An 18,663-nucleotide genomic window follows, 5' to 3' on the forward strand; every position below is an offset into this window, starting at 1 on the left:
AATTGTCCCGCGCGTTCACGCAACCGCGCGGCGGTACAGATGCCATGTGGCATGGCCCAGAACAGGCATCACCACGATCAGACCCAACAACATCGGCAATGCGCCCAGAAACAGCAGGGCCGCCACGATGAACCCCCAGGTCAGAATGACGCCGGGGTTCTCACGCAGAACGCGAAACGATGTCACAACCGCCACCGGCAGCCCCACCTTGCGGTCCAGCAGCAATGGAAAGCTGACAACGCTGACCGCCAATGCGCAAAGGGCAAACAGAAAGCCAACAGCGGTCCCGACGACAATCATCGCCCATCCCGCAGAAGTAGAGAACACCTGCGCAACAAAAGCACCAAGGGATGCGGGTACTTCAGGGCCCATTGTATAGGTGTGAATGGTCTGTGCGACCATCAGCCAGATCAAAAGCAGCATGACCAGGTAGAAACCAAGTACAAGAATTGCACCGAAAGACGGTGATCTGAAGACACCGAACGCATCCAGCCAATGCACTGCACTGCCCTGTTCACGCTTGCGGCTTATCTCGTAAAGCCCGACGGCGGCGACTGGTCCGATCAAGGCAAAACCGGCGACAAGCGGAGCCAGAAGCGGCACCAGATTCACATTTAAGGCAAAGCCGAACATCAAGAGCCCGGCGATCGGGTAGATCAACACAATGAACACGGCATCCGCCCGTGTTTCGAGAAAGTCGTCGTAGCCCGCGCGCAGACAGGCGCGCAGGTCTTGCAGCGTCAAGGTTTGCACCATTGGCAGCTCTTTGGTGTCCGCACTGCCCAGGCGCGAGACGCTTTCAGTGACATGATCACCTGCCGCCCCGAGATTTCGGGCGGTCCAGCTGATCGGGTTTCCGATTGTTTTGGCCATTTTCCTCCCCTTCCCTGGCGAAAACTGCGCCGCGGGGCGGATCCGGCATCACGTTGCCCGTGGCCGGACCAGCCGGCAACGCCTGGTTGCAGTATAGCACAGTTTTGCGAAATCCAGATCAATAGTCTGGCATCAGACGGATTGCCCTGAGTCGCAGTCATGTTAGCTTGAGGGCAGGCAAGAGGAGGTCAGGATGCAGAATACTGCAAAAACAGTTATGATTCATGAGTTTGGCGGCCCCGACGTTCTGCGGATCGAAGACCGGCCGCTCGGCGACCCCGGACCGGGGGAAATCCGAATTCGCCACGAAGCCTGCGGTCTGAACTTTATCGATGTATATCAACGGACTGGCTTGTATCCTCTGGACCTTCCGCACGCACTGGGCATGGAGGCCGCAGGGGTTGTCGAGGCTGTTGGTGAAGGGGTTACGCACCTGGAACCGGGACAGCGGGCTGCGTATGCCGCGGCGCCGTCGGGGGCCTATTGCGAGGCCCGTGTGATGCCAGCAGCGCAGGTTTGCCCCTTGCCAGATGACATTACATTTCAGACGGCTGCGGCGATGATGCTTAAGGGTCTGACGGTGGAATACCTGTTTCATCGAACGACACCGTTGAAACGCGGCGATACTGTCCTCTTCCATGCAGCCGCCGGTGGCGTTGGGCTGATCGCCTGCCAATGGGCAAAATCCGAGGGGATCACATTGATCGGGACGGCTGGAAGTGATGAAAAGTGCAGCCTTGCCCGTTTCAATGGGGCTGCGCATTGCATCAACTACCGGACTGAGAATTTCGCCGAGCGCGTGGCCGAGATCACCAATGGACAGGGTGTAGATGTGGTGATGGACTCAGTTGGGGCCGACACGTTCGAGGGATCGCTGGATTGTCTCAAACCGCTGGGAATGATGATTTCCTTCGGAAATGCTTCGGGCCCGGTGCCACCCTTCAATATCGGTGTTCTGGGTCAAAAGGGATCACTTAAGATCACCCGGCCCACGCTGTTCACGCATATCTCGGATCATGTGGTGTGTCAGGCAATGGCCCGAAGACTGTTCGGCAAAGTTGAAGGCGGTGAGGTCAAGATCCATGTGGATCAACGCTTTGCGCTGGATCAGGTCGCTGATGCGCATCGCGCGCTAGAGGCGCGGCAGACAACTGGCAGCACAATTTTGGATGTTTGAGAAGCGACCCGGCTGAAAAAGCCGGGTCCAACTTGCTTAACAGGTGAGCTTCAGAACCGATAAGAGGCTCGGATTTGAAACGTGGTTGCGTCAACGTCGACACTGCTTCCGTTGAAGTTGCTGAACTCGTGGTACAGCAGTTCACCACCGATGCTCACATTGGGTGCCACGATTTGCTCATAGCCCGCGCCGATGAACCAACCATCGTCGCTTCCCAGGTTGTCAGTTCCGGCTTCGGCATAACCGGCGGTTCCGTAAAGCAGACCTTGCGGGTTCACCTTGTACCCTGCGCGCGCTTTCAAACGCCACACGTCTTCGACGGTCACCGGAACATTGGACAAGCCAACATCGGCCCAGTCATAGTCGAAACCGCCGCCGACAACCCAGTCGCCCAGATCATAGTCGTAGCCCAGAATAATACCGCCGATTGCGCCATCTCCGTCGACGCCAGCCACGCTGGTGTCCACATCGATGTAACCCAACTGCAAACCACCGTAGAAGCCGGTCCAATTGCCCGAGGATTGCGCCAGGGCCGATCCGGCCGTCAATGTCGCGGCTGTTGCGATGAGAGCCAATTTCAACGTCATCTCATTTCCTTTCGTTCGAAACTAAGCATCAGTGAGAATGCGCTCACTTATGCAGACCGATACGATCCAGCTTGGTCACTGGATCATTGATTTCTACGTATTCCAGCCCGAAATCCGGCGCTTGCAAATACAGGCAAGCGCCTGTGCCCTGTTCAGCCGGGCACTTGGTATACTGAAAAGATAGGAAAGGATCAGAGGTCTTCAAACGATATGCGGCGGCGGAACATTCCGCCGCCGACACAGCATTGCGTTTCAGCGGATTATTGCGCCTGTAGCTCTGCAGGGGTTTTGTCGGCAATGGTTTCCCAGTTGGCGCTGGCGCTTTCGATGAAGCCCGGAATGTCGCCTTCCCAACGCTCCTGAATGTCTTGCGACAGGTTCAGGTACAGTTTGTTGTCAACGATTTTCCAGTGGTTCGGATCACCGTCGAACTTGAAGCCCATGGCCGCGCCGAATGCGCAGTAGCCACCGTATGCGGGCAAGTATGCTTCTGGGTTGGCTTCAAAGGCGGCTTTGTTTTCTTCTGACGAGAAACGGTACAGCGCTTCATCATGCAGCGTGGTGATGCGGTAGTCGCCCTTGGTTGCTTCACCGGCGGTGAAGTAGGCAACCGGATCATAGCCCTGCATCGCCAGGCCAGTTGAGCTTGCGTTGATTTCCACGCCTGCGGCCAAAGTCGAAGTTGCCAGTGCGACAGACAGGGCGACGCCGCCGATCAGAGATTTAAAAGTGTTCATTGCTTCACCTTTCGTGAAAGGAGCCTTGTCTTGGTGCAAGCACAGGCCCCGGTTGTTGTCCTGTGCGGCCCGTAATTGACCGTCACGACAGCGATCTGGGAAGCGGGGTGATCACGTTCAAAGCAATGAATTGTGATTGTGCAGCAGCAAAGATGTCGTGTTCAAAAATGCAGAGCCTAGCCGATTTGGTCGGGCACAAAGCCCAGTACAAAACTGATAACTTTGCTGGCGGGCATTTCACAGGGCCGCAGCAACGCCCCGCTGTTGCGGGTCTGGTACAGGTTCAGGCTGATATAGTCCGCGCCGCCCCGCTCATGGGCGACCAGTTTGTGCGACTTGCCACCAGCCATCCGCTGCCGCACGACAACATAGCTGCGCCCGTTGGAAGTGCCGGTAAAGCTGCCTTCAGGCAGTGCCAGAAACGCAGACAAGAACGCGTCCGGTGCTGTCACGGTTTCCCGATTTTCGGTTCTGTCCCGGCCTTGATCCGCGCCACGTTCGAGCCATGACGCCAATAGATCAGAAGCGTCAGGATGATCCCCAGAATGAAGCTCGATCCGTTTGTGAGCACCAGTACCCAGGTTGTCGACAGCGCCGCTGCGGCCAATGCGCCGACCGAAGAAATCCGCCAGATTGCGGCCGCGACCAGCCAGCTCAGGCAGCAGGCCACACCAACGCGCCAGTCCAGAGCCAGCCACAGCCCCAGAAAGGTTGCCACGCCTTTGCCGCCCTTGAAGCCCAGCCAGATCGGGAAGCAATGGCCCAAAAATGCCATAAGCGCTGCGATTTGGGCTGCATCTTCACCCGCATAAGCACGCGCAACAAGAACGGCCACAGCCCCTTTGGCGGCGTCAAACAGTAACGTCAGGGCTGCGGCAGCCTTGTTTCCAGTACGCAGAACGTTCGTGGCCCCGATATTGCCCGATCCTATTTCGCGCAGGTTGCCCAGCCCCATAACCTTGGAAAGGATCAACCCAAAGGGAATGGATCCCAACAGGTATCCAATCAATGCCCACAAGAGCAAATCCTCTGCCGAATTTCCGATTATGGGCATTAAGGTCTCCGGAACACTTCTTGGCCTGCAACATAAGTCGCAACGACCTTACCTTGCATCCGTTGACCGTCAAATGGCGTGTTTTGCGATTTGGATTTTAAGGCAAACCGATCAAGCAAAAAGGGCACATCCGGGTCGAAGAGAACCAGATCAGCCGGGGCGTCATCTGCCAATCGGCCGCTCTCCAGTCCCAACCGTTTTGCAGGGTTGAGCGCCATAGCCCTAAAAAGGGTCGGCAGGTCCAGTTGATCTGCGTGATACAGGCGGAGTGCAGCAGGCAGCAGCGTTTCCAAAGCCACCGCACCCGAGGCCGCCTCTTCAAACGGCAGGCGCTTGCTTTCTTCGTCCTGCGGTGTGTGCATCGAACTGATGATGTCGATCAGCCCTGTTCGCACGGCCTCGATCACGGCTTGCCTGTCGTCCTCGGACCGCAGCGGCGGCTTGACCTTGAAGAAGGTGCGATAGTCGGCAACGTCCAACTCGTTCAGGGTCAGATGGTGGATCGATGTACCAGCAGTGATGTTCAGCCCATTGCGCTTGGCCCGTTCCAGCGCAGGCAGGGCGCGCGCGGTGGTGATCTGATCGGCGTGGTAGGCCGCTCCGGTCATCTCAAGCAGGGCAATATCACGGTCGAGGCCCATGCGTTCCGCCATGGGCGATACGGCAGGCAGGCCGCGCAACGCTGCGAACTTGCCGCTGGTCGCCGCCGCCCCAGCGCTGAGCCCGGGTTCCTGAGGGTGTGCGATCACCAGCGCGCCACAGGATTTTGCGTAAGTCAGCGCACGGGAAAACACCTTGGTATTGGTGATAACGTGATCGCAATCGGTGAAGGCGACGGCACCTGCGTCCTGCAAGAACCCGATCTCGGTCATCTCGCGCCCTTCGCGCCCTTTGGTCAGTGCAGCCATCGGCAGCACGTTGACAGGCGCATCCGCCTGCGCGCGCCGGGTCGCGAATTCCAACGTCTCAGGTGTATCCACTGCTGGCAGCGTATCGGGACGGGTGACGATGGTAGTCACACCTCCAGCAGCTGCGGCCAGACCTGCAGACTTATAGCTTTCCTTGTGACGCTCGCCCGGTTCACACACCTTGACGCCGATATCGACGATGCCGGGGGCAAGGCACTTTCCGTTGCAATCGATGATCTGACCGTCAGAACCCGGTGCGCTTCCTTCCCCTCGTGCAACAATCCGGCCATGGGCCACCTGTAGCCAGCCGGTTGTGTCCGTTCCGGCCTCCGGGTCGATCAGACGGGCGTTGGTGAAGAGAACGGTGCTCATGGCATGGCCCTTTCGATAGCGGCTTTGGTGGCGGCAGGGTCGGCTTGGTATTTGATCAGGTGCTTGTCACCGTCCTTGGTGACGATCTGGACAAAGCTGCCCATGGTGTTGACCGCCTGGATCTGATTAAGCGGCACCTTGCGCGGACCGGGGCCGGTCAGGATGCTGTCCGACATCTCCCAGTTTGCGACCAGCTCTTCCGAGGCCAGATACCAGGCGCGAATGCCAATGGCAGCCAGACCTGCAGGTGCTCCGGTCCATATGTACGGATTTCCGATCAGCCACAGAACGACCATGGCACCAGCCATCGCGACGGCAGCCAGCCAAGCGTTGGTGCGGATATAGGCCCCTTTGTCCGGGGCGAAGATCACAGGATCAGCCATATGACGCCTCCGATGACCAAAAGCGCGGCCAGCGCCAGGATGGCTGACCCGGTACGGCGGGGGTGGTCATCCGGTGGAGTGGCCTGAGGGGCCGAAAAAGGCTTGGCGCTTTCGGTTTCGATGACCCCTCCGGTCCAGTTCGTCGCCTCTTCCGTGAATAAACCGAACAGACGCAGACGCGGATCGGGCTTGAGCGTCGCCGGGCGTCCCTGGAAGGCCGCGCTGCGCAAGACCATGACCCAGCCGTTTATCGCGGCCAGAGCGTCCTGATCCAACTGATCCGGGGAGACGCCGCAACCTTCGGTCAGATAACCATACAGCCCGAGGTCTTCGAGGTCGGAGACCGGGAAGATATCGATCTGCTCAGGATCCAGCCCGTCGACCCCAAGTACTTGGTCGGCAGCGCCGGGCTCGCGCAGGAACTTCGCCTCTTCCGGACGCATGTCCAGCGTGAACAGGCGCAAGACACCGCGTTCGTGGGGTGCAACGGTCAGATCGCTCATGCGGCCTCGCGCAGGTTGCGGGCCAGCAGATCCATCGCGGCCATACGAACGGCGACGCCCATTTCCACCTGTTCCTGAATAACGGACCGGTTGATGTCGTCGGCCAGCGTGCCGTCGATCTCAACCCCCCGGTTCATCGGGCCGGGATGCATGACGATCGCGTCTGGTTTGGCCTGCGCCAGCTTCGCGGCATCCAGGCCATAGCGGTGATAGTATTCGCGTTCCGAGGGGATGAACCCGCCATCCATCCGCTCTTTCTGAAGACGCAGCATCATGACGACATCGACGTCCTTTAATCCCTCGTTCATGTCGTCATAGATCTCGGCCCCAAACTCGGCGAACTGGCTGGGCACCAGTGTCGGCGGGCCGATCAGGCGAATACGGTTTTCCATCTTGCCCAGCAGGATCAGGTTTGACCGCGCGACGCGGGAATGGGCCACGTCTCCGCAAATCGCGATGTTCAGCCTGTGCAGGCGGCCTTTGGCGCGTCGGATGGTCAAGGCGTCCAGCAGGGCCTGCGTAGGGTGTTCATGCTTGCCGTCGCCCGCGTTCAGAACAGCGCAATTGACCTTTTGTGCCAGCAGATCGACTGCGCCGGAATGCGGATGCCGCACGACCAGAAGATCCGGGTGCATCGCGTTCAAAGTCATCGCCGTGTCGATCAGGGTTTCACCCTTTTTGATCGAACTTGCCTGCATCGCCATGTTCATCACATCGGCACCCAGACGTTTACCCGCCAGTTCGAAACTGGCTTGCGTGCGGGTCGAGTTTTCAAAGAACATGTTAATCTGGGTCAGCCCCGACAGAACGTCCGAATGCTTGGTCGACTGGCGGTTCATGTCGACATAGGTTTCGGCCAGATCCAGAATTTCGGTGATATCGGATTGGGACAGATGCTCGATGCCAAGAAGGTGACGATGGGCGAAACGCATGGGCGGGCTCCTGTCTGACAATCGGGCCGCTTATAGGAAGCTGTGCAGCGCAAGGCAACCTAAGGTTCCGTGCCCTCTGGCAGTTTTTCGCAGCCGCCCTCGGGCAGGCATTGTTCGCCCGGCTTGCACCATTTGCCATAGCCGCAGTCGATGGCCTTGATCGGCACGCAGCCCTGATGGGCCGAACATTTGAAGCCGGGGCGGCATTGCGAGCCAGTTTCTTCGCACAAGAACCAACCCGGACGGGAACAGCCTCCGCCGGGCAGGCAGGACGAGCCACGCGCGCAGGTACGCCCGTCATCGCAAGTTTTGGGCGGTGTTGTGTCCAGATCAGGTGTGATCCGTTCGCATTCGCCGCGCCCATTGCAGAAACTCCCGCCCGGACAATCCAGACGAGACGTGCATTTGTTCGCGCCTGCGGGTGCACATCTGGTTCCACCGGCCACGCAACGTTCGAACGGGCCGCAGGTGCGCCCACCGCCGCAATAGGTGCCGCCCAGCGGTATACAGTGACCATCAAAGCTGCATCTTTGCCCGCCCGAACAGCAGGTGCTGCCACATTTGAACTGCCCCGCGCGGCACTGTCCCTGAGTGTTGTGGAACGTTGCCAGAGCCGGATCGCCGGTCAGGGCCACCACAAGCCCGAGCAGGAGGAATCGCAGGGTTCTGAGCATCTCGCCCCGATGGTCGGCGCGACAGAGCGACCGATCAAGCCCTATTCGCTTTCCCTCAGCCCTCAGGCGGGTAAATTATCCGTATGGAATCGGGCTTGGACTACTACTCTGCACGGGCGCTGCTGGAATGGCAGATCGAATTGGGAGCAACCGAGGCAATCGGGGATGCGCCGATTGACCGGTATGCATTGCCCGATACGTCGCCCAAACCCAAGAAGGCGGAAGCAACCCCTGTGGCCCCGGAAAAACCCAAAGGGGTTGACCCGGTTGCGGTCGCGCAAGCGGCATCTAAGGGGGCGGGTTCGCTGGACCAATTGCGCGCGGCGATGGAGGCTTTTGATCATTGCGAGCTAAAGCGCGGGGCACGACAGTTGGTTTTTGCCGACGGCACCCCCGGCGCAAAGGTGATGATCATCGGCGAAGCGCCCGGCCGCGACGAAGACCGTGAAGGCAAGCCCTTTGTCGGTCGCGCCGGTCAATTGCTGGACCGGATGCTGGCGGCAATCGATCTGGATCGCACGCAAAACGTCTACATTACAAACGTGCTGCCATGGCGACCGCCGCAAAACCGCGATCCCAAGCCCGAAGAAATCGGGATGATGAAACCCTTCCTCGAACGGCATGTGGCGCTGGCCAAGCCCGAAGTTCTGGTGGTGATGGGCAATATCAGTTGTCAGGCGGTGCTGGGAAAACGGGGCATCACCCGTTTACGCGGCAATTGGGATCAGGCGATGGATTTGCCGGTCATCCCGATGTTCCACCCGGCTTACCTGCTGCGCCAACCACAGATGAAACAGCAGGCTTGGGCGGATCTGTTAGAGCTGAAAGCGCGGCTGAGAGGTGGTGCATGAAGGTTCTGGCCTTCTCTGATTTGCATATGGCACGCAATCGCGCCGCAGATCTGGTGGCGGCCAGTGTTGAGGCGGATCTGGTCATTGGCGCTGGTGATTATTGCAACATGCGTCAGGGTCTGGATTCGGCGATGCAGATGCTGACGGGCATATCTGCCCCACTGGTGTTGATACCCGGAAATGCAGAAAGTGCCGAAGAACTGAGTGATGCCGCCCCGGAAGGTATCCATGTCCTGCATGGATCTGGCATGACTGTTGATGGCTTGCGCCTGTTTGGCCTTGGCTATGGCGTGCCGCCCACGCCGTTCGGCGACTGGTCCTGTGACCTGACCGAAGGTGAGGCGACCGAGATGCTCGACCGGTGCGACGCGGCTGATATCCTGATCGTGCATTCTCCGCCCAAAGGCTATGGGGATCAGACCTCTCAAGGCCTGTCAGTCGGGTCGACGGCCGTGCGCGACGCCATAGAGCGGCTGCAGCCGGGTCATGCGGTCTTTGGACATGTACACGAAAGTTGGGGCTATCGCGGAACTCTGGGCCGAACTCAACTGGCCAATCTTGGGCGGAAACTGAATTGGTTTGAGGTAGAGCCATGATCGATACCATCACTTTGCTGGCCTTCATTCCCGCTGCCTTGGCGCTGAACTTCACACCGGGGGCGGATATGATGTTTTGCTTTGGTCAGGGGTTGCGGTCCGGCCCACGGCCTGCGGTATCGGCCAGTGCCGGTGTATCTGTCGGGTTGATGATTCATGTTCTGCTGGCCGGTCTGGGTCTGGGCGCTGCAGTCGCGGCGCTGCCGTGGCTGTTCGACGTGATCCGCTGGATGGGCGTGACATATCTGCTCTATCTGGCCTGGGGCGCGATCCGTAACGGAGCGATCACCGAAGATGCGCCGGTCCGCCCGACGCATCTGGCATTTCGGGACGGGATGCTGGTCAACTTGACCAACCCCAAGGTCATCCTGTTTGTGCTGGCCTTCATCCCGCAGTTTGTGAACCCCGCTACGGGCTCTGTTCTGCTTCAGTTTCTGACCTTTGGTGTGATCATCGCGGTTGGAGGGTTTGTGGTGAACGGGCTGGTGGGCATATTCGCGGGCGGTGCGGGGCGGGTGCTGGTTGGCAACCCACGCGCCTCTCGCATTATTGGCTGGGTTACAGGCGGTATTTTTGCCGCGCTTGCCATCCGGCTTGCGATTATGGAAAGGGCTTGACGCCAGATGTCGCGCATTGACGAAAATAAAGAGTTCATCCCGGTCAGAATTGCCGTTCTGACCGTGTCGGATACACGGTCGATGGACGAAGATCGCTCGGGCCAGACTTTGGTGGACCGGATCGAAAAGGCGGGTCACGTGGTGGCTGATCGTAAGATCATTCGCGACGAACGTGATCAAATTGCCGATCAATTGCGCGCCTGGGTGGCAGATGATCACATCGATGTCGTGATCTCGACCGGAGGCACCGGTTTGACCGGGCGCGACGTAACCGTCGAGGCGCACCGGGATGTCTATGAGAAAGAGATCGACGCCTTCGGCACCGTGTTCACCATTGTCTCGATGGAGAAAATCGGCACTTCGGCGGTGCAGTCCCGTGCAACGGGCGGTGTCGCCGGTGGCACGTACCTGTTCGCGCTGCCGGGCAGCCCCGGAGCCTGCAAGGATGCGTGGGACGGGATACTCGAAAAACAGTTCGATTATCGCCATCGCCCCTGCAATTTTGTGGAAATAATGCCCAGATTGGACGAACACCTGCGACGGAAGTAGACTGGTCATACGTTCAATTCCGTGTAACCGCTTTGTGGCTTGGCATAATTCGCGATCCAGCTACATGTTGGGTACGGCAGCGTGGTGCAACCGGGGTAACTGAGTGATGCGATTTCTGCGGCAAAGCCTTGTCGGTATTTTCCTGGCGTTTCTGACGCTGGCTTTGCTGTTTGTTGCAGCGCAGATCATCATTGGTGCGGTGCAGGATGTTCTGGCACGCGACGACACAACACCACCTTCGCGCGAAAGGGTTTTCGCGGTTTCGGTGCAACAGGCCGAGGCTGAAACGGTTACTCCCTATCTTGAGGCGTTTGGAGAGGTCCAAAGCCGCCGCAGGCTGGAATTGCGCGCAGCATTGGGCGGGCGCGTGATCGCGCTGGCCGAAGACTTTGAGGATGGCGGCGCAGTCTCGGCGGGAGAGGTTCTGGTCGAACTGGATCCGGCGGATGCGCAATCTGCGCTGGATCGGGCCAAATCCGATCTTTTAGATGCTCAGTTTGAAGAACGCGATGCCGAACGGTCTTTGCTGTTGGCTCAGGACGAGTTGAAGTCGGCTGAGGCACAGGCGGACCTGCGCGAAAGAGCGCTTCAGCGTCAGCGTGACCTGCAATCCCGTGGTGTTGGCGCCGCAGCCAGTGTGGAAGAAGCTGAACTGGCTGCGACATCGGCGCAGCAAGCGGTTCTGGCCCGCCGCATCGCGCTGGCCCAGGCGGAATCCCGCGTTGATCAGGCAACAACTTTGCAGGCCCGCGCGGTGATCGCGTTGGAAGCGGCCGAGCGCGACCTTGAAGACATGACCATTCGGGCCGGCTTTGGTGGCACACTGACCGATGTGACACTTGTGGAAGGGCGATTGGTGTCTGCCAACGAAAAGCTGGCGGAACTGGTTGATCCCAACGCCCTTGAAGTGGCGTTCCGTGTATCGACGGCGCAATATGTCCGCCTGCTGGATGAAACCGACCGACTGATCAACGCCCCGGTTACAGTGTCGCTGGAAGTCACCGGCGCTGATCTGACTGCTACGGGTCAGGTCAGTCGCGACAGCGGTTCGGCCGGAGAAGGACAGACCGGGCGGTTGATCTATGCCCGTCTGCAAGAGGCTTCGGGCTTTAAGCCCGGCGATTTTGTGACTGTTTCGGTCCAAGAGCAGCCGGTCGCAAATGTCTACCGCCTGCCGTCCTCAGTGCTCGATTCGTCGGGTACGGTTCTGGTTCTGGGTGCGGACGATCGTCTTGAAAGTCTTCCGGTGCAGTTGGTTCGCAGGCAAGGGGATGAAGTCCTGCTGAGAGGCGACGGGCTGGAAGGGCGCGAAGTTGTCATCGGGCGTACGCCGCTGCTGGGCTCGGGTGTGCGGGTTCGGCCGTTGCGGGTTGAGGCCGGTGCAGACCCGGATATGGTCGAGCTTAGCCCCTCGAAACGGGCCGCACTTGTGGCGCAGATTGAGGCCAGCGAGACAATGCCACAGGACGAGAAATCGCAGCTGCTTGGCCAATTGCAGGAAGCGCGCGTACCAGCCGCTCTGATACGCCGTCTTGAAACCAAGGCCGGAGGCTGAGCGCCATGATGCGCGAGATACCCGGCGCAGCGGGCGGCATTCTCAGTTACTTCACACGCCATCGGACAGTTGCCAATCTTCTATTGCTGGTGATGCTGGTTCTGGGCGCGGCGGCCATTCCCAACATGCGGGCACAGTTCTTTCCCGACGTTGTGTTGGAACGCGTCGATGTCACCGTCTCGTGGGAGGATGGTGGACCCGAAGATATGGATGCGGGGATTGTCCAGCTTCTGGAACCTGCGCTTTTGGCAGTGGAAGGTGTAACAAGCACAGAGGCCAGCTCTTACCCCGGCTGGACGCGGATCAGACTTGAGTTTGAACCAAACTGGGATGTATCCCGCGCGGTCGAGGATGTCAGAACTGCGGTGGATGGCGTCTCGGACCTGCCTGAAGACGCCGAGGAACCTAAAATCCAACGTGGGGTCTGGCGTGACAGGGTAACGGATCTGATCATCAGCGGCCCAACAGACACGGCGCAACTGGCAAAGCTGACTGATGAGCTGATCAACCGCCTTTTCGCTGCCGGTGTCACCCGCACCAGCATCCGAGGTATTGCCGCACCGCAGATTGTTGTCGAAGTGACAACGGCACAATTGATTGCAAATGACATCACAATGGCCGAAATCGCCTCGGCCATCGGGGCCGAAGTCAATACGGATCCTGCAGGTGAAGTGGAAGGCGCGGGGGCGCGCATTCGGGCCGGGACGGAAAAGCGCAGACCCGAACAGATCGAAGCCATTGCACTGCGGACCAATGATGACGGGTCGAAACTGCGGGTTGGTGACATAGCCCGCATTCGGGTTGAGGGGGTTACGCGCGACCGCAGCTATTTTGTCGGTGACCACCCGGCCATGTCGATCCGGGTTGACCGGTCAAACCAGGGCGATGCCATCGAAATCCAGCACACAGTTGAAGATGTCGCCCGCGAGATGCAGGCCAGCGTGCCCGAAGGCGTGAAGATCGAGTTGATCCGCACCCGGGCCCAGGCCATCACCGACCGCCTGAATATCCTTGTCGACAATGGTCTGATGGGTTTGGGCCTTGTGGTCTGCCTGTTGTTCCTTTTCCTGAATGCACGCATCGCTTTCTGGGTTGCGGCCGGTATTCCTGTGGCGATGTCGGCTGCCATTGCGCTGATGTACCTGGGTGGGTTGTCGCTGAACATGGTCTCGCTGTTTGGCCTGATCATTACCCTCGGCATCGTGGTGGATGACGCCATTGTGGTGGGTGAACACGCTGATTTCCGCGCCCGCCGTCTGGGCGAACCGCCTGTAGTGGCGGCGGAACGGGCTGCCCGGCGAATGGCGATGCCGGTTTTGGCAGCAACTGTCACGACGGTGATCGCGTTCTTCGGTCTGACATTGGTAGGTGGTCGCTTCGGAGAGCTGATCCGCGATATTCCTTTCACGGTGATTGCGGTTCTGATCGCGTCGCTGGTTGAATGCTTCCTCATTCTGCCCAACCATATGGCACACGCGATTGCGCATTCCGCCAAGGAACACTGGTATGATCTGCCGAACCGTGTTGTGAACCGGGGCTTCCGTTGGGTGCGGGATCATCTGTTCCGCCCGTTGATCGCCTGGGTGATCTGGGCGCGATACGCTGTTGTGGCTTTGATGATCGCGATTCTGGCCAGTCAGGTTGCCTTGTTCATCCGTGGCGATGTGAATTGGCGCTTCTTCAACGCGCCGGAACGCAGCTCAGTCAGTGGTGGGTTCATCATGCGCGAAGGCTCGACCCGGTCGGATACGCTGGAAATGATGCGCATTCTGCAGAACGCCACCGACGAGCTGGGCCAGATCTATGAAGAGCGTTATGGCCAGAATCCGATTGAATTTGTTCTGGCCGAGGTCGGGGGCACCGCTGGCCGTGGTCTGGCAGCGGCAGACGGCAAAGGCGGCGATGTTCTGGGCGGGATTTCGATCGAATTGATTGACGCCGACCTGCGGCCCTATTCCAGTTTTGAATTTGTGGGCGAATTGCAGGACTTCGTGCCGCGGCACCCGAATGTCGAAGTGCTGACCTTCCGGGGCTGGCGGTCCGGCCCCGGCGGCGATGCCATTGATGTGCAATTTTTTGGATCGGACGTGAATGTTCTAAAGGCGGCGTCTGAGGATCTGCAGACTGCATTGTCGAGATTCCCCGAGGTTTCGGCGCTAGAAGACACTCTGGCCTATGACAAGGAAGAGTTCATTCTGGACCTGACAGCTCAGGGGCAGGCACTGGGCTTTCGGATCGAAACGCTGGGCCGCGCGCTGCGCAACCGTCTGAACGGGGTCGAAGCGGCCACCTTCCCTGACGGCCCGCGCAGCACTGAGATACGGGTTGAATTGCCCGAAGGTGAGTTGACGGCAGATTTTCTTGAACGCACCCTTATGCGTTCGCCGGATGGGGTTTATGTGCCGTTGGCCGACATCGTTTCCGTTGAGCGTAATTCAGGTTTTTCGATTGTGCGGCGCGAAAACGGCATTCGGGTTGTTTCGGTCACGGGAGATATCTCCGAGGATGATCCGGCGCGCGCTGCTGAAATCGAACGGATGATGCAGGACGAAATTCTGCCAAACATCGCAGCCGAACGTCAGGTTGAATGGCGCATGTCGGGTCTGAGTGAGCAAGAAAACGAGTTTCTTGCCGAAGCGCGTACCGGGCTGATCCTGTGTCTGACCGGAATTTACCTTGTGCTGGCCTGGGTGTTTGCAAGCTGGTCGAGGCCGTTGGTGGTTATGGCGATTATCCCCTTTGGCCTCGTCGGCGCGATCTGGGGCCACTACATCTGGGATGTGCCTCTCAGTATGTTCACGGTGGTCGGATTGTTGGGTATGACCGGGATCATTATCAACGACTCTATTGTGCTTGTGACCACGATAGATGGGTATCAGCAGGATCGCGGTCTGGTGCCGTCAATTGTTGAGGGCACAGCCGACAGGCTGAGGCCCGTTATGCTGACCACACTGACAACGGTTCTTGGGCTTGCGCCGCTGCTCTACGAGGGATCGCAACAGGCGCAATTCCTGAAGCCGACCGTGATCACCTTGGTCTATGGGCTTGGGTTTGGGATGCTTCTGGTTCTGATCCTCGTGCCTGCCCTGCTTGCGATCCTCAATGATGTCGCGCGCCCGATGACCGCCATGCGCCGCGCGGCGCGCGCGCCGGACCGGGTGGTTCGGGGCGCTCTGATGAGTACAGCCGCCGCCTTGGCGGTTTGGTTTGCTCTGACGATGATCTGGCCAACTGTGACCGGTGCGCCAATTGGTATTTTCCAGGGTCTTTACGCTGACGCAGAAGGTATCCCGGTACTGCAGATGGGGCTGGGCGCGTTCCTGGCCGGAGCCCTGCCGATTCTGGTGCTGAGCATGGTGCTGTCCGGGTTGCTGTATGGCCGGCTCACCCGATCAGCAGGAACCTAAACGTCACGCAGAGCGTATTCCATGAGATCGGCAACCCGCGCGCTCATCGGCAGGCTGCCTTCACGTATCTGGTCGATTGGAAACCAACGTGCATCCAGTGCGTCGTCGCCAGCTTCGGGCGCGCCAGAGAGATACGTGCAGGCGACACCAACCAGCAGGTAGTGGGACAGGACCTGCCCATTGGGATCGTGCCGCAGAAGATCCAGATTTTTTAGATAGTGTGACGGTTCTGCAATCACCGAGGTTTCCTCACGCAACTCGCGCTGGGCCGCTTGCAGAACGGTCTCCCCCCATTCCACATGGCCGCCTGGAAAGCCCCACAACCCGACATCCGGCTGTTTGCTGCGTTGTACCAGAAGAACCTGATCCTGATGCAGAACAACCGCCAGAGCGCCGATTTTTGGAGTTCGGCTCACACCCTCAGCCCGCGCTGCAACCCAGAATATCGACGGCGTGATTGGCACCCAGAACGGTGATCCGGATCTCGGACCGGTCCAGCGCGAAAGGTGCCCCGGACGCGTTGATGACTTCGGCCTGCGCCACCAGCGTATCACCTTCGCGCTGCGACACCGGTTGCGATGCCCAGAGAACGGGGTTTCCGGGCTCGATCACAGCGACTTCGCGGCCCCCTGCGGATGGCATCGTGACCCGAGCTTCGATTTGTATCCCGTCTTGCGTTGGTGTGAGACTACAGGTGGCTTTGCTGACGCGGGCTTCCTGCGCCGAGTAGGGACGTTGCGCCAGAGCCGCTGCAATAGCGGGGTTTCGGCCTGCTTCAGCGTCCAGTGTGTGGTCAAAATCCAATCGTTCGGGGATGCACACATCCTTGCAAACGCCCAGATCCATCTCGCCTTGCAGGCGGACGGGTTTGGCAGGGTTTTGCGGTGTAATTTCAATCGGCAGAATCAGCTGGTTTTCGTAACCAATCGACTGTAGGCCATTCTGGTCAAAAACCTCGGGCGCGGGCCAGGTGATGTCCACATGCCCAACGTTTCTTGAGCGTTTCCAGTCGAATTGGGGCGGGATGCCAGCATCACCGGGTGCGCGCCAATAGGTTTTCCAACCGTCTTTGAGGGTTAGCCTCAGGGCGCTCAGATACGTGCCGTTTGCGGTTCGACCGCCATCCAGAACGTCCAGTTGCACCACATCATCCAAACTCTGAGAGGTGGCCGGAGAGGACAAAGTCAGGCAGGTAAACGCAATGGCGGCTGTGGATTTGATCGACATCTTCATTCCTAATACATGCGCGGGCTGCGGCCGGATTCCAAGTCACGATCCGGTCACTGCAATGAAATCTGTCGAATTACCCGTTGTTCTCTTGCAAACACCGGGGTGGCGGGGCCATTGTTGACGGAGGTGAGAAAGAGATATTGGCCCATGGATTTAACCGGAAAACTGTTGATTGCGATGCCCGGTATGGGCGACCCGCGATTCGACCATTCGGTGGTTTACATGTGCAGCCATGGCGATGACGGTGCGATGGGGCTGATCGTCAACAAACCTTCGGACCTGCGCATCAAGACTTTGCTGGGTCAGCTCAACATCGCGTGCCGTATTCCGGTTATTGGCGAACGGCTGGTCCATTTTGGCGGCCCTGTCGAGATGTCGCGCGGCTTTGTTCTGCACAGCGCGGATTATGAGGCCAACTTGCATTCGATGCAGATCTCGGAAGAGTTCAGCATGACCGCGACGCTGGATGTGCTCGAAGACCTTGCCTCGGGCACCGGGCCGCTGAATTCGATGCTGGCACTGGGTTATGCCGGTTGGGGTCCGGGCCAGCTTGAAGACGAAATCGCCATGAATGGCTGGCTGACCACTGAAGCAGCTTCCAAACTGGTCTTCGACGTGCCTGATGATGAAAAATGGGAGGCTGCGCTGGCAACTTTGGGCGTGGATCCTTTGACTCTGTCCGCCAGCGCTGGCCGGGCCTGATCAGCAGTCGCGTGGTGCTGCCGCGCGGCGTAGCCGGTCGTTTATCGCTGTGCCCAGTCCGGTATCAGGCACCGGAGAAACCGCAATAGGTCGCCCGGTTTTGTTCAACTCGTGCAGCGATGCAAAAAGGTTTGCGGCGGCCTCGGTCAGATTGCCGTCCAAGGACAGGTTCAAATCACAATCCACCGGGCCAAAGCCAAGCAAGACCTCATCGCCCTGACGGGACGCGGCATTCAGGCGGACTGGCGCGTCCGGCGCATAATGCGATTGAAGTTGCCCCGGAGCGGTGAGCAGATCACCGGATTGATGCAGGTGCAGATGCACCCCCAGTTCCTGTTCGATCTGTTCCAGCGCGACGCCGCCGGGTCGTAGCAATGTGGGCTCTCCGGCCAGTCCGACGATTGTGGATTCCACACCAACGCCGCACGGCCCGGCATCCAGAATTGCGGCGATCTTGCCCCCCAGACCCGACCATACGTGATCTGCTGTTGTGGGGCTGATCTGACCTGACGGGTTTGCCGAAGGCGCTGCAATCGGCCCATCGAATGCAGTCAACAAGGCGCGCGCGGTGGGATGCGCAGGCACCCGAACCGCAAGCGTGTCTAACCCGGCAGTCACAAGCGAGGATATTCCGTGCCCCTCGCGCAGCGGCAAAACCAAAGTAAGCGGACCGGGCCAGAAGGCGTGCGCCAGTTGCTCGGCCTGATCGGACCATTGCACAAACCTCTGCGCCGCGCTGACTGAGGCGACATGGGCGATTAACGGGTTGAAGCTGGGCCGCCCCTTGGCCTCGTAAATTGACGCGACGGCCTTTCCATTGCGGGCGTCTCCGCCGAGCCCATAAACCGTCTCGGTTGGCAGGGCGACAAGAAGGCCCTGACGCAACAAATCTGCCGCCCGCGCGATGCCGTGGGGATCAGCCGTCAGTTCCTGAGTGCCGGATGAGATCATATCTG

The 18,663-nt window shown here is 59.2% G+C and carries 22 protein-coding genes; 9 read left to right on the forward strand and 13 right to left on the reverse strand.

Annotated elements, in window-relative coordinates; all coding sequences use genetic code 11:
* Positions 1 to 15: 15 nt before the first annotated feature.
* Positions 16 to 873 (reverse strand): DUF2189 domain-containing protein, encoded by an 858-nt coding sequence (locus AC2FNU_RS01620; RefSeq protein ID WP_496784405.1) that lies wholly within the window; start codon positions 871 to 873, stop codon positions 16 to 18.
* Between the two features lie 193 nt (positions 874 to 1,066).
* Here AC2FNU_RS01620 and AC2FNU_RS01625 point away from each other — a divergent pair, with 193 nt between their 5' ends.
* The gene (locus AC2FNU_RS01625; protein WP_496784406.1) at positions 1,067 to 2,050 is read left to right on the forward strand and encodes a quinone oxidoreductase family protein; all 984 of its coding nucleotides are present in this window, start codon (positions 1,067 to 1,069) and stop codon (positions 2,048 to 2,050) included.
* Positions 2,051 to 2,100: 50 nt separating this feature from the next.
* Here the strand turns inward: AC2FNU_RS01625 and AC2FNU_RS01630 are convergent, their stop codons facing one another.
* Positions 2,101 to 2,637 (reverse strand): outer membrane protein, encoded by a 537-nt coding sequence (locus AC2FNU_RS01630; protein ID WP_496784407.1) that lies wholly within the window; start codon positions 2,635 to 2,637, stop codon positions 2,101 to 2,103.
* Positions 2,638 to 2,686: 49 nt separating this feature from the next.
* Between AC2FNU_RS01630 and AC2FNU_RS01635 the strand changes: the two genes are divergently transcribed.
* Positions 2,687 to 2,821, forward strand: coding sequence for a hypothetical protein (locus AC2FNU_RS01635; protein ID WP_496784408.1), 135 nt, complete (start codon positions 2,687 to 2,689; stop codon positions 2,819 to 2,821).
* Between the two features lie 76 nt (positions 2,822 to 2,897).
* Here AC2FNU_RS01635 and AC2FNU_RS01640 read toward each other — a convergent pair whose 3' ends face one another.
* From AC2FNU_RS01640 to AC2FNU_RS01675, 8 genes are all read right to left on the reverse strand, one after another.
* Positions 2,898 to 3,374: a YHS domain-containing (seleno)protein gene (locus AC2FNU_RS01640; RefSeq protein WP_171093801.1), complete on the reverse strand. Its 477-nt coding sequence runs from the start codon at positions 3,372 to 3,374 to the stop codon at positions 2,898 to 2,900.
* Positions 3,375 to 3,550: 176 nt separating this feature from the next.
* Positions 3,551 to 3,826 carry a hypothetical protein gene (locus AC2FNU_RS01645; RefSeq protein ID WP_496784409.1) on the reverse strand — a complete coding sequence of 92 codons (276 nt, stop codon included), beginning with the start codon at positions 3,824 to 3,826 and terminating at the stop codon, positions 3,551 to 3,553.
* Positions 3,823 to 4,428 carry a glycerol-3-phosphate 1-O-acyltransferase PlsY gene (gene plsY / locus AC2FNU_RS01650; RefSeq protein ID WP_496784410.1) on the reverse strand — a complete coding sequence of 202 codons (606 nt, stop codon included), beginning with the start codon at positions 4,426 to 4,428 and terminating at the stop codon, positions 3,823 to 3,825. Before plsY ends, AC2FNU_RS01645 begins: the two co-directional genes overlap by 4 nt.
* The gene (gene pyrC, locus AC2FNU_RS01655) at positions 4,428 to 5,708 is read right to left on the reverse strand and encodes a dihydroorotase (RefSeq protein WP_496784411.1); all 1,281 of its coding nucleotides are present in this window, start codon (positions 5,706 to 5,708) and stop codon (positions 4,428 to 4,430) included. The genes plsY and pyrC overlap by 1 nt, the downstream gene beginning before the upstream one ends.
* On the reverse strand, positions 5,705 to 6,091 hold the full coding sequence (locus AC2FNU_RS01660; protein WP_496784412.1) for a hypothetical protein: 387 nt from the start codon (positions 6,089 to 6,091) through the stop codon (positions 5,705 to 5,707). The genes pyrC and AC2FNU_RS01660 overlap by 4 nt, the downstream gene beginning before the upstream one ends.
* Positions 6,076 to 6,594, reverse strand: coding sequence for a hypothetical protein (locus AC2FNU_RS01665; protein WP_496784413.1), 519 nt, complete (start codon positions 6,592 to 6,594; stop codon positions 6,076 to 6,078). The genes AC2FNU_RS01660 and AC2FNU_RS01665 overlap by 16 nt, the downstream gene beginning before the upstream one ends.
* The gene (locus AC2FNU_RS01670; protein ID WP_171093790.1) at positions 6,591 to 7,526 is read right to left on the reverse strand and encodes an aspartate carbamoyltransferase catalytic subunit; all 936 of its coding nucleotides are present in this window, start codon (positions 7,524 to 7,526) and stop codon (positions 6,591 to 6,593) included. The genes AC2FNU_RS01665 and AC2FNU_RS01670 overlap by 4 nt, the downstream gene beginning before the upstream one ends.
* A gap of 59 nt (positions 7,527 to 7,585) precedes the next feature.
* Complete coding sequence (locus tag AC2FNU_RS01675) at positions 7,586 to 8,200, reverse strand: scavenger receptor class F, member 2 (protein ID WP_496784414.1); 615 nt, start codon at positions 8,198 to 8,200, stop codon at positions 7,586 to 7,588.
* Between the two features lie 83 nt (positions 8,201 to 8,283).
* Here AC2FNU_RS01675 and AC2FNU_RS01680 point away from each other — a divergent pair, with 83 nt between their 5' ends.
* The 6 genes from AC2FNU_RS01680 to AC2FNU_RS01705 all read left to right on the forward strand — a co-directional run bounded on the left by AC2FNU_RS01680 (position 8,284) and on the right by AC2FNU_RS01705 (position 15,775).
* The gene (locus AC2FNU_RS01680; protein WP_496784415.1) at positions 8,284 to 9,051 is read left to right on the forward strand and encodes a uracil-DNA glycosylase; all 768 of its coding nucleotides are present in this window, start codon (positions 8,284 to 8,286) and stop codon (positions 9,049 to 9,051) included.
* Positions 9,048 to 9,647: a metallophosphoesterase family protein gene (locus AC2FNU_RS01685; RefSeq protein WP_496784416.1), complete on the forward strand. Its 600-nt coding sequence runs from the start codon at positions 9,048 to 9,050 to the stop codon at positions 9,645 to 9,647. The genes AC2FNU_RS01680 and AC2FNU_RS01685 overlap by 4 nt, the downstream gene beginning before the upstream one ends.
* Complete coding sequence (locus tag AC2FNU_RS01690) at positions 9,644 to 10,264, forward strand: LysE family translocator (RefSeq protein WP_496784417.1); 621 nt, start codon at positions 9,644 to 9,646, stop codon at positions 10,262 to 10,264. Before AC2FNU_RS01685 ends, AC2FNU_RS01690 begins: the two co-directional genes overlap by 4 nt.
* 6 nt (positions 10,265 to 10,270) lie before the next feature.
* Positions 10,271 to 10,813, forward strand: coding sequence for a molybdenum cofactor biosynthesis protein B (gene moaB, locus AC2FNU_RS01695; RefSeq protein WP_496784418.1), 543 nt, complete (start codon positions 10,271 to 10,273; stop codon positions 10,811 to 10,813).
* 106 nt (positions 10,814 to 10,919) lie between these two features.
* Positions 10,920 to 12,368 (forward strand): efflux RND transporter periplasmic adaptor subunit, encoded by a 1,449-nt coding sequence (locus AC2FNU_RS01700; RefSeq protein ID WP_496784463.1) that lies wholly within the window; start codon positions 10,920 to 10,922, stop codon positions 12,366 to 12,368.
* Between the two features lie 5 nt (positions 12,369 to 12,373).
* Entirely contained in the window at positions 12,374 to 15,775 is a 3,402-nt protein-coding gene (locus AC2FNU_RS01705; RefSeq protein ID WP_496784419.1) for an efflux RND transporter permease subunit, read from the forward strand.
* On the opposite strand, the gene AC2FNU_RS01710 is transcribed toward AC2FNU_RS01705, so the two are convergent.
* Together AC2FNU_RS01710 and AC2FNU_RS01715 are read right to left on the reverse strand one after the other, a co-directional pair.
* Positions 15,772 to 16,191, reverse strand: a complete 420-nt coding sequence (locus AC2FNU_RS01710; RefSeq protein ID WP_496784420.1) for an NUDIX hydrolase — start codon at positions 16,189 to 16,191, stop codon at positions 15,772 to 15,774. The genes AC2FNU_RS01705 and AC2FNU_RS01710 overlap by 4 nt on opposite strands.
* 4 nt (positions 16,192 to 16,195) lie before the next feature.
* The gene (locus AC2FNU_RS01715; RefSeq protein WP_496784421.1) at positions 16,196 to 17,008 is read right to left on the reverse strand and encodes a protein-disulfide reductase DsbD domain-containing protein; all 813 of its coding nucleotides are present in this window, start codon (positions 17,006 to 17,008) and stop codon (positions 16,196 to 16,198) included.
* 144 nt (positions 17,009 to 17,152) lie between these two features.
* Between AC2FNU_RS01715 and AC2FNU_RS01720 the strand changes: the two genes are divergently transcribed.
* On the forward strand, positions 17,153 to 17,707 hold the full coding sequence (locus AC2FNU_RS01720; RefSeq protein ID WP_496784422.1) for a YqgE/AlgH family protein: 555 nt from the start codon (positions 17,153 to 17,155) through the stop codon (positions 17,705 to 17,707).
* Here the strand turns inward: AC2FNU_RS01720 and AC2FNU_RS01725 are convergent, their stop codons facing one another.
* Positions 17,708 to 18,658, reverse strand: a complete 951-nt coding sequence (locus AC2FNU_RS01725; RefSeq protein WP_496784464.1) for an L-threonylcarbamoyladenylate synthase — start codon at positions 18,656 to 18,658, stop codon at positions 17,708 to 17,710.
* Positions 18,659 to 18,663 lie beyond the last annotated feature (5 nt).

The sequence above is a fragment of the Ruegeria sp. BHSB064 genome (assembly GCF_059613205.1).

Coding starts and splice junctions, on each gene's coding strand:
- AC2FNU_RS01620 (WP_496784405.1), bottom strand. CDS start 873: ATGGCCAAAACAATCGGAAACCCGATCAGCTGGACCGCCCGAAATCTC.
- AC2FNU_RS01625 (WP_496784406.1), top strand. CDS start 1,067: ATGCAGAATACTGCAAAAACAGTTATGATTCATGAGTTTGGCGGCCCC.
- AC2FNU_RS01630 (WP_496784407.1), bottom strand. CDS start 2,637: ATGACGTTGAAATTGGCTCTCATCGCAACAGCCGCGACATTGACGGCC.
- AC2FNU_RS01635 (WP_496784408.1), top strand. CDS start 2,687: ATGCAGACCGATACGATCCAGCTTGGTCACTGGATCATTGATTTCTAC.
- AC2FNU_RS01640 (WP_171093801.1), bottom strand. CDS start 3,374: ATGAACACTTTTAAATCTCTGATCGGCGGCGTCGCCCTGTCTGTCGCA.
- plsY (WP_496784410.1), bottom strand. CDS start 4,428: ATGCCCATAATCGGAAATTCGGCAGAGGATTTGCTCTTGTGGGCATTG.
- pyrC (WP_496784411.1), bottom strand. CDS start 5,708: ATGAGCACCGTTCTCTTCACCAACGCCCGTCTGATCGACCCGGAGGCC.
- AC2FNU_RS01660 (WP_496784412.1), bottom strand. CDS start 6,091: ATGGCTGATCCTGTGATCTTCGCCCCGGACAAAGGGGCCTATATCCGC.
- AC2FNU_RS01665 (WP_496784413.1), bottom strand. CDS start 6,594: ATGAGCGATCTGACCGTTGCACCCCACGAACGCGGTGTCTTGCGCCTG.
- AC2FNU_RS01670 (WP_171093790.1), bottom strand. CDS start 7,526: ATGCGTTTCGCCCATCGTCACCTTCTTGGCATCGAGCATCTGTCCCAA.
- AC2FNU_RS01675 (WP_496784414.1), bottom strand. CDS start 8,200: ATGCTCAGAACCCTGCGATTCCTCCTGCTCGGGCTTGTGGTGGCCCTG.
- AC2FNU_RS01680 (WP_496784415.1), top strand. CDS start 8,284: ATGGAATCGGGCTTGGACTACTACTCTGCACGGGCGCTGCTGGAATGG.
- AC2FNU_RS01685 (WP_496784416.1), top strand. CDS start 9,048: ATGAAGGTTCTGGCCTTCTCTGATTTGCATATGGCACGCAATCGCGCC.
- AC2FNU_RS01690 (WP_496784417.1), top strand. CDS start 9,644: ATGATCGATACCATCACTTTGCTGGCCTTCATTCCCGCTGCCTTGGCG.
- moaB (WP_496784418.1), top strand. CDS start 10,271: ATGTCGCGCATTGACGAAAATAAAGAGTTCATCCCGGTCAGAATTGCC.
- AC2FNU_RS01700 (WP_496784463.1), top strand. CDS start 10,920: ATGCGATTTCTGCGGCAAAGCCTTGTCGGTATTTTCCTGGCGTTTCTG.
- AC2FNU_RS01705 (WP_496784419.1), top strand. CDS start 12,374: ATGATGCGCGAGATACCCGGCGCAGCGGGCGGCATTCTCAGTTACTTC.
- AC2FNU_RS01715 (WP_496784421.1), bottom strand. CDS start 17,008: ATGAAGATGTCGATCAAATCCACAGCCGCCATTGCGTTTACCTGCCTG.
- AC2FNU_RS01720 (WP_496784422.1), top strand. CDS start 17,153: ATGGATTTAACCGGAAAACTGTTGATTGCGATGCCCGGTATGGGCGAC.
- AC2FNU_RS01725 (WP_496784464.1), bottom strand. CDS start 18,658: ATGATCTCATCCGGCACTCAGGAACTGACGGCTGATCCCCACGGCATC.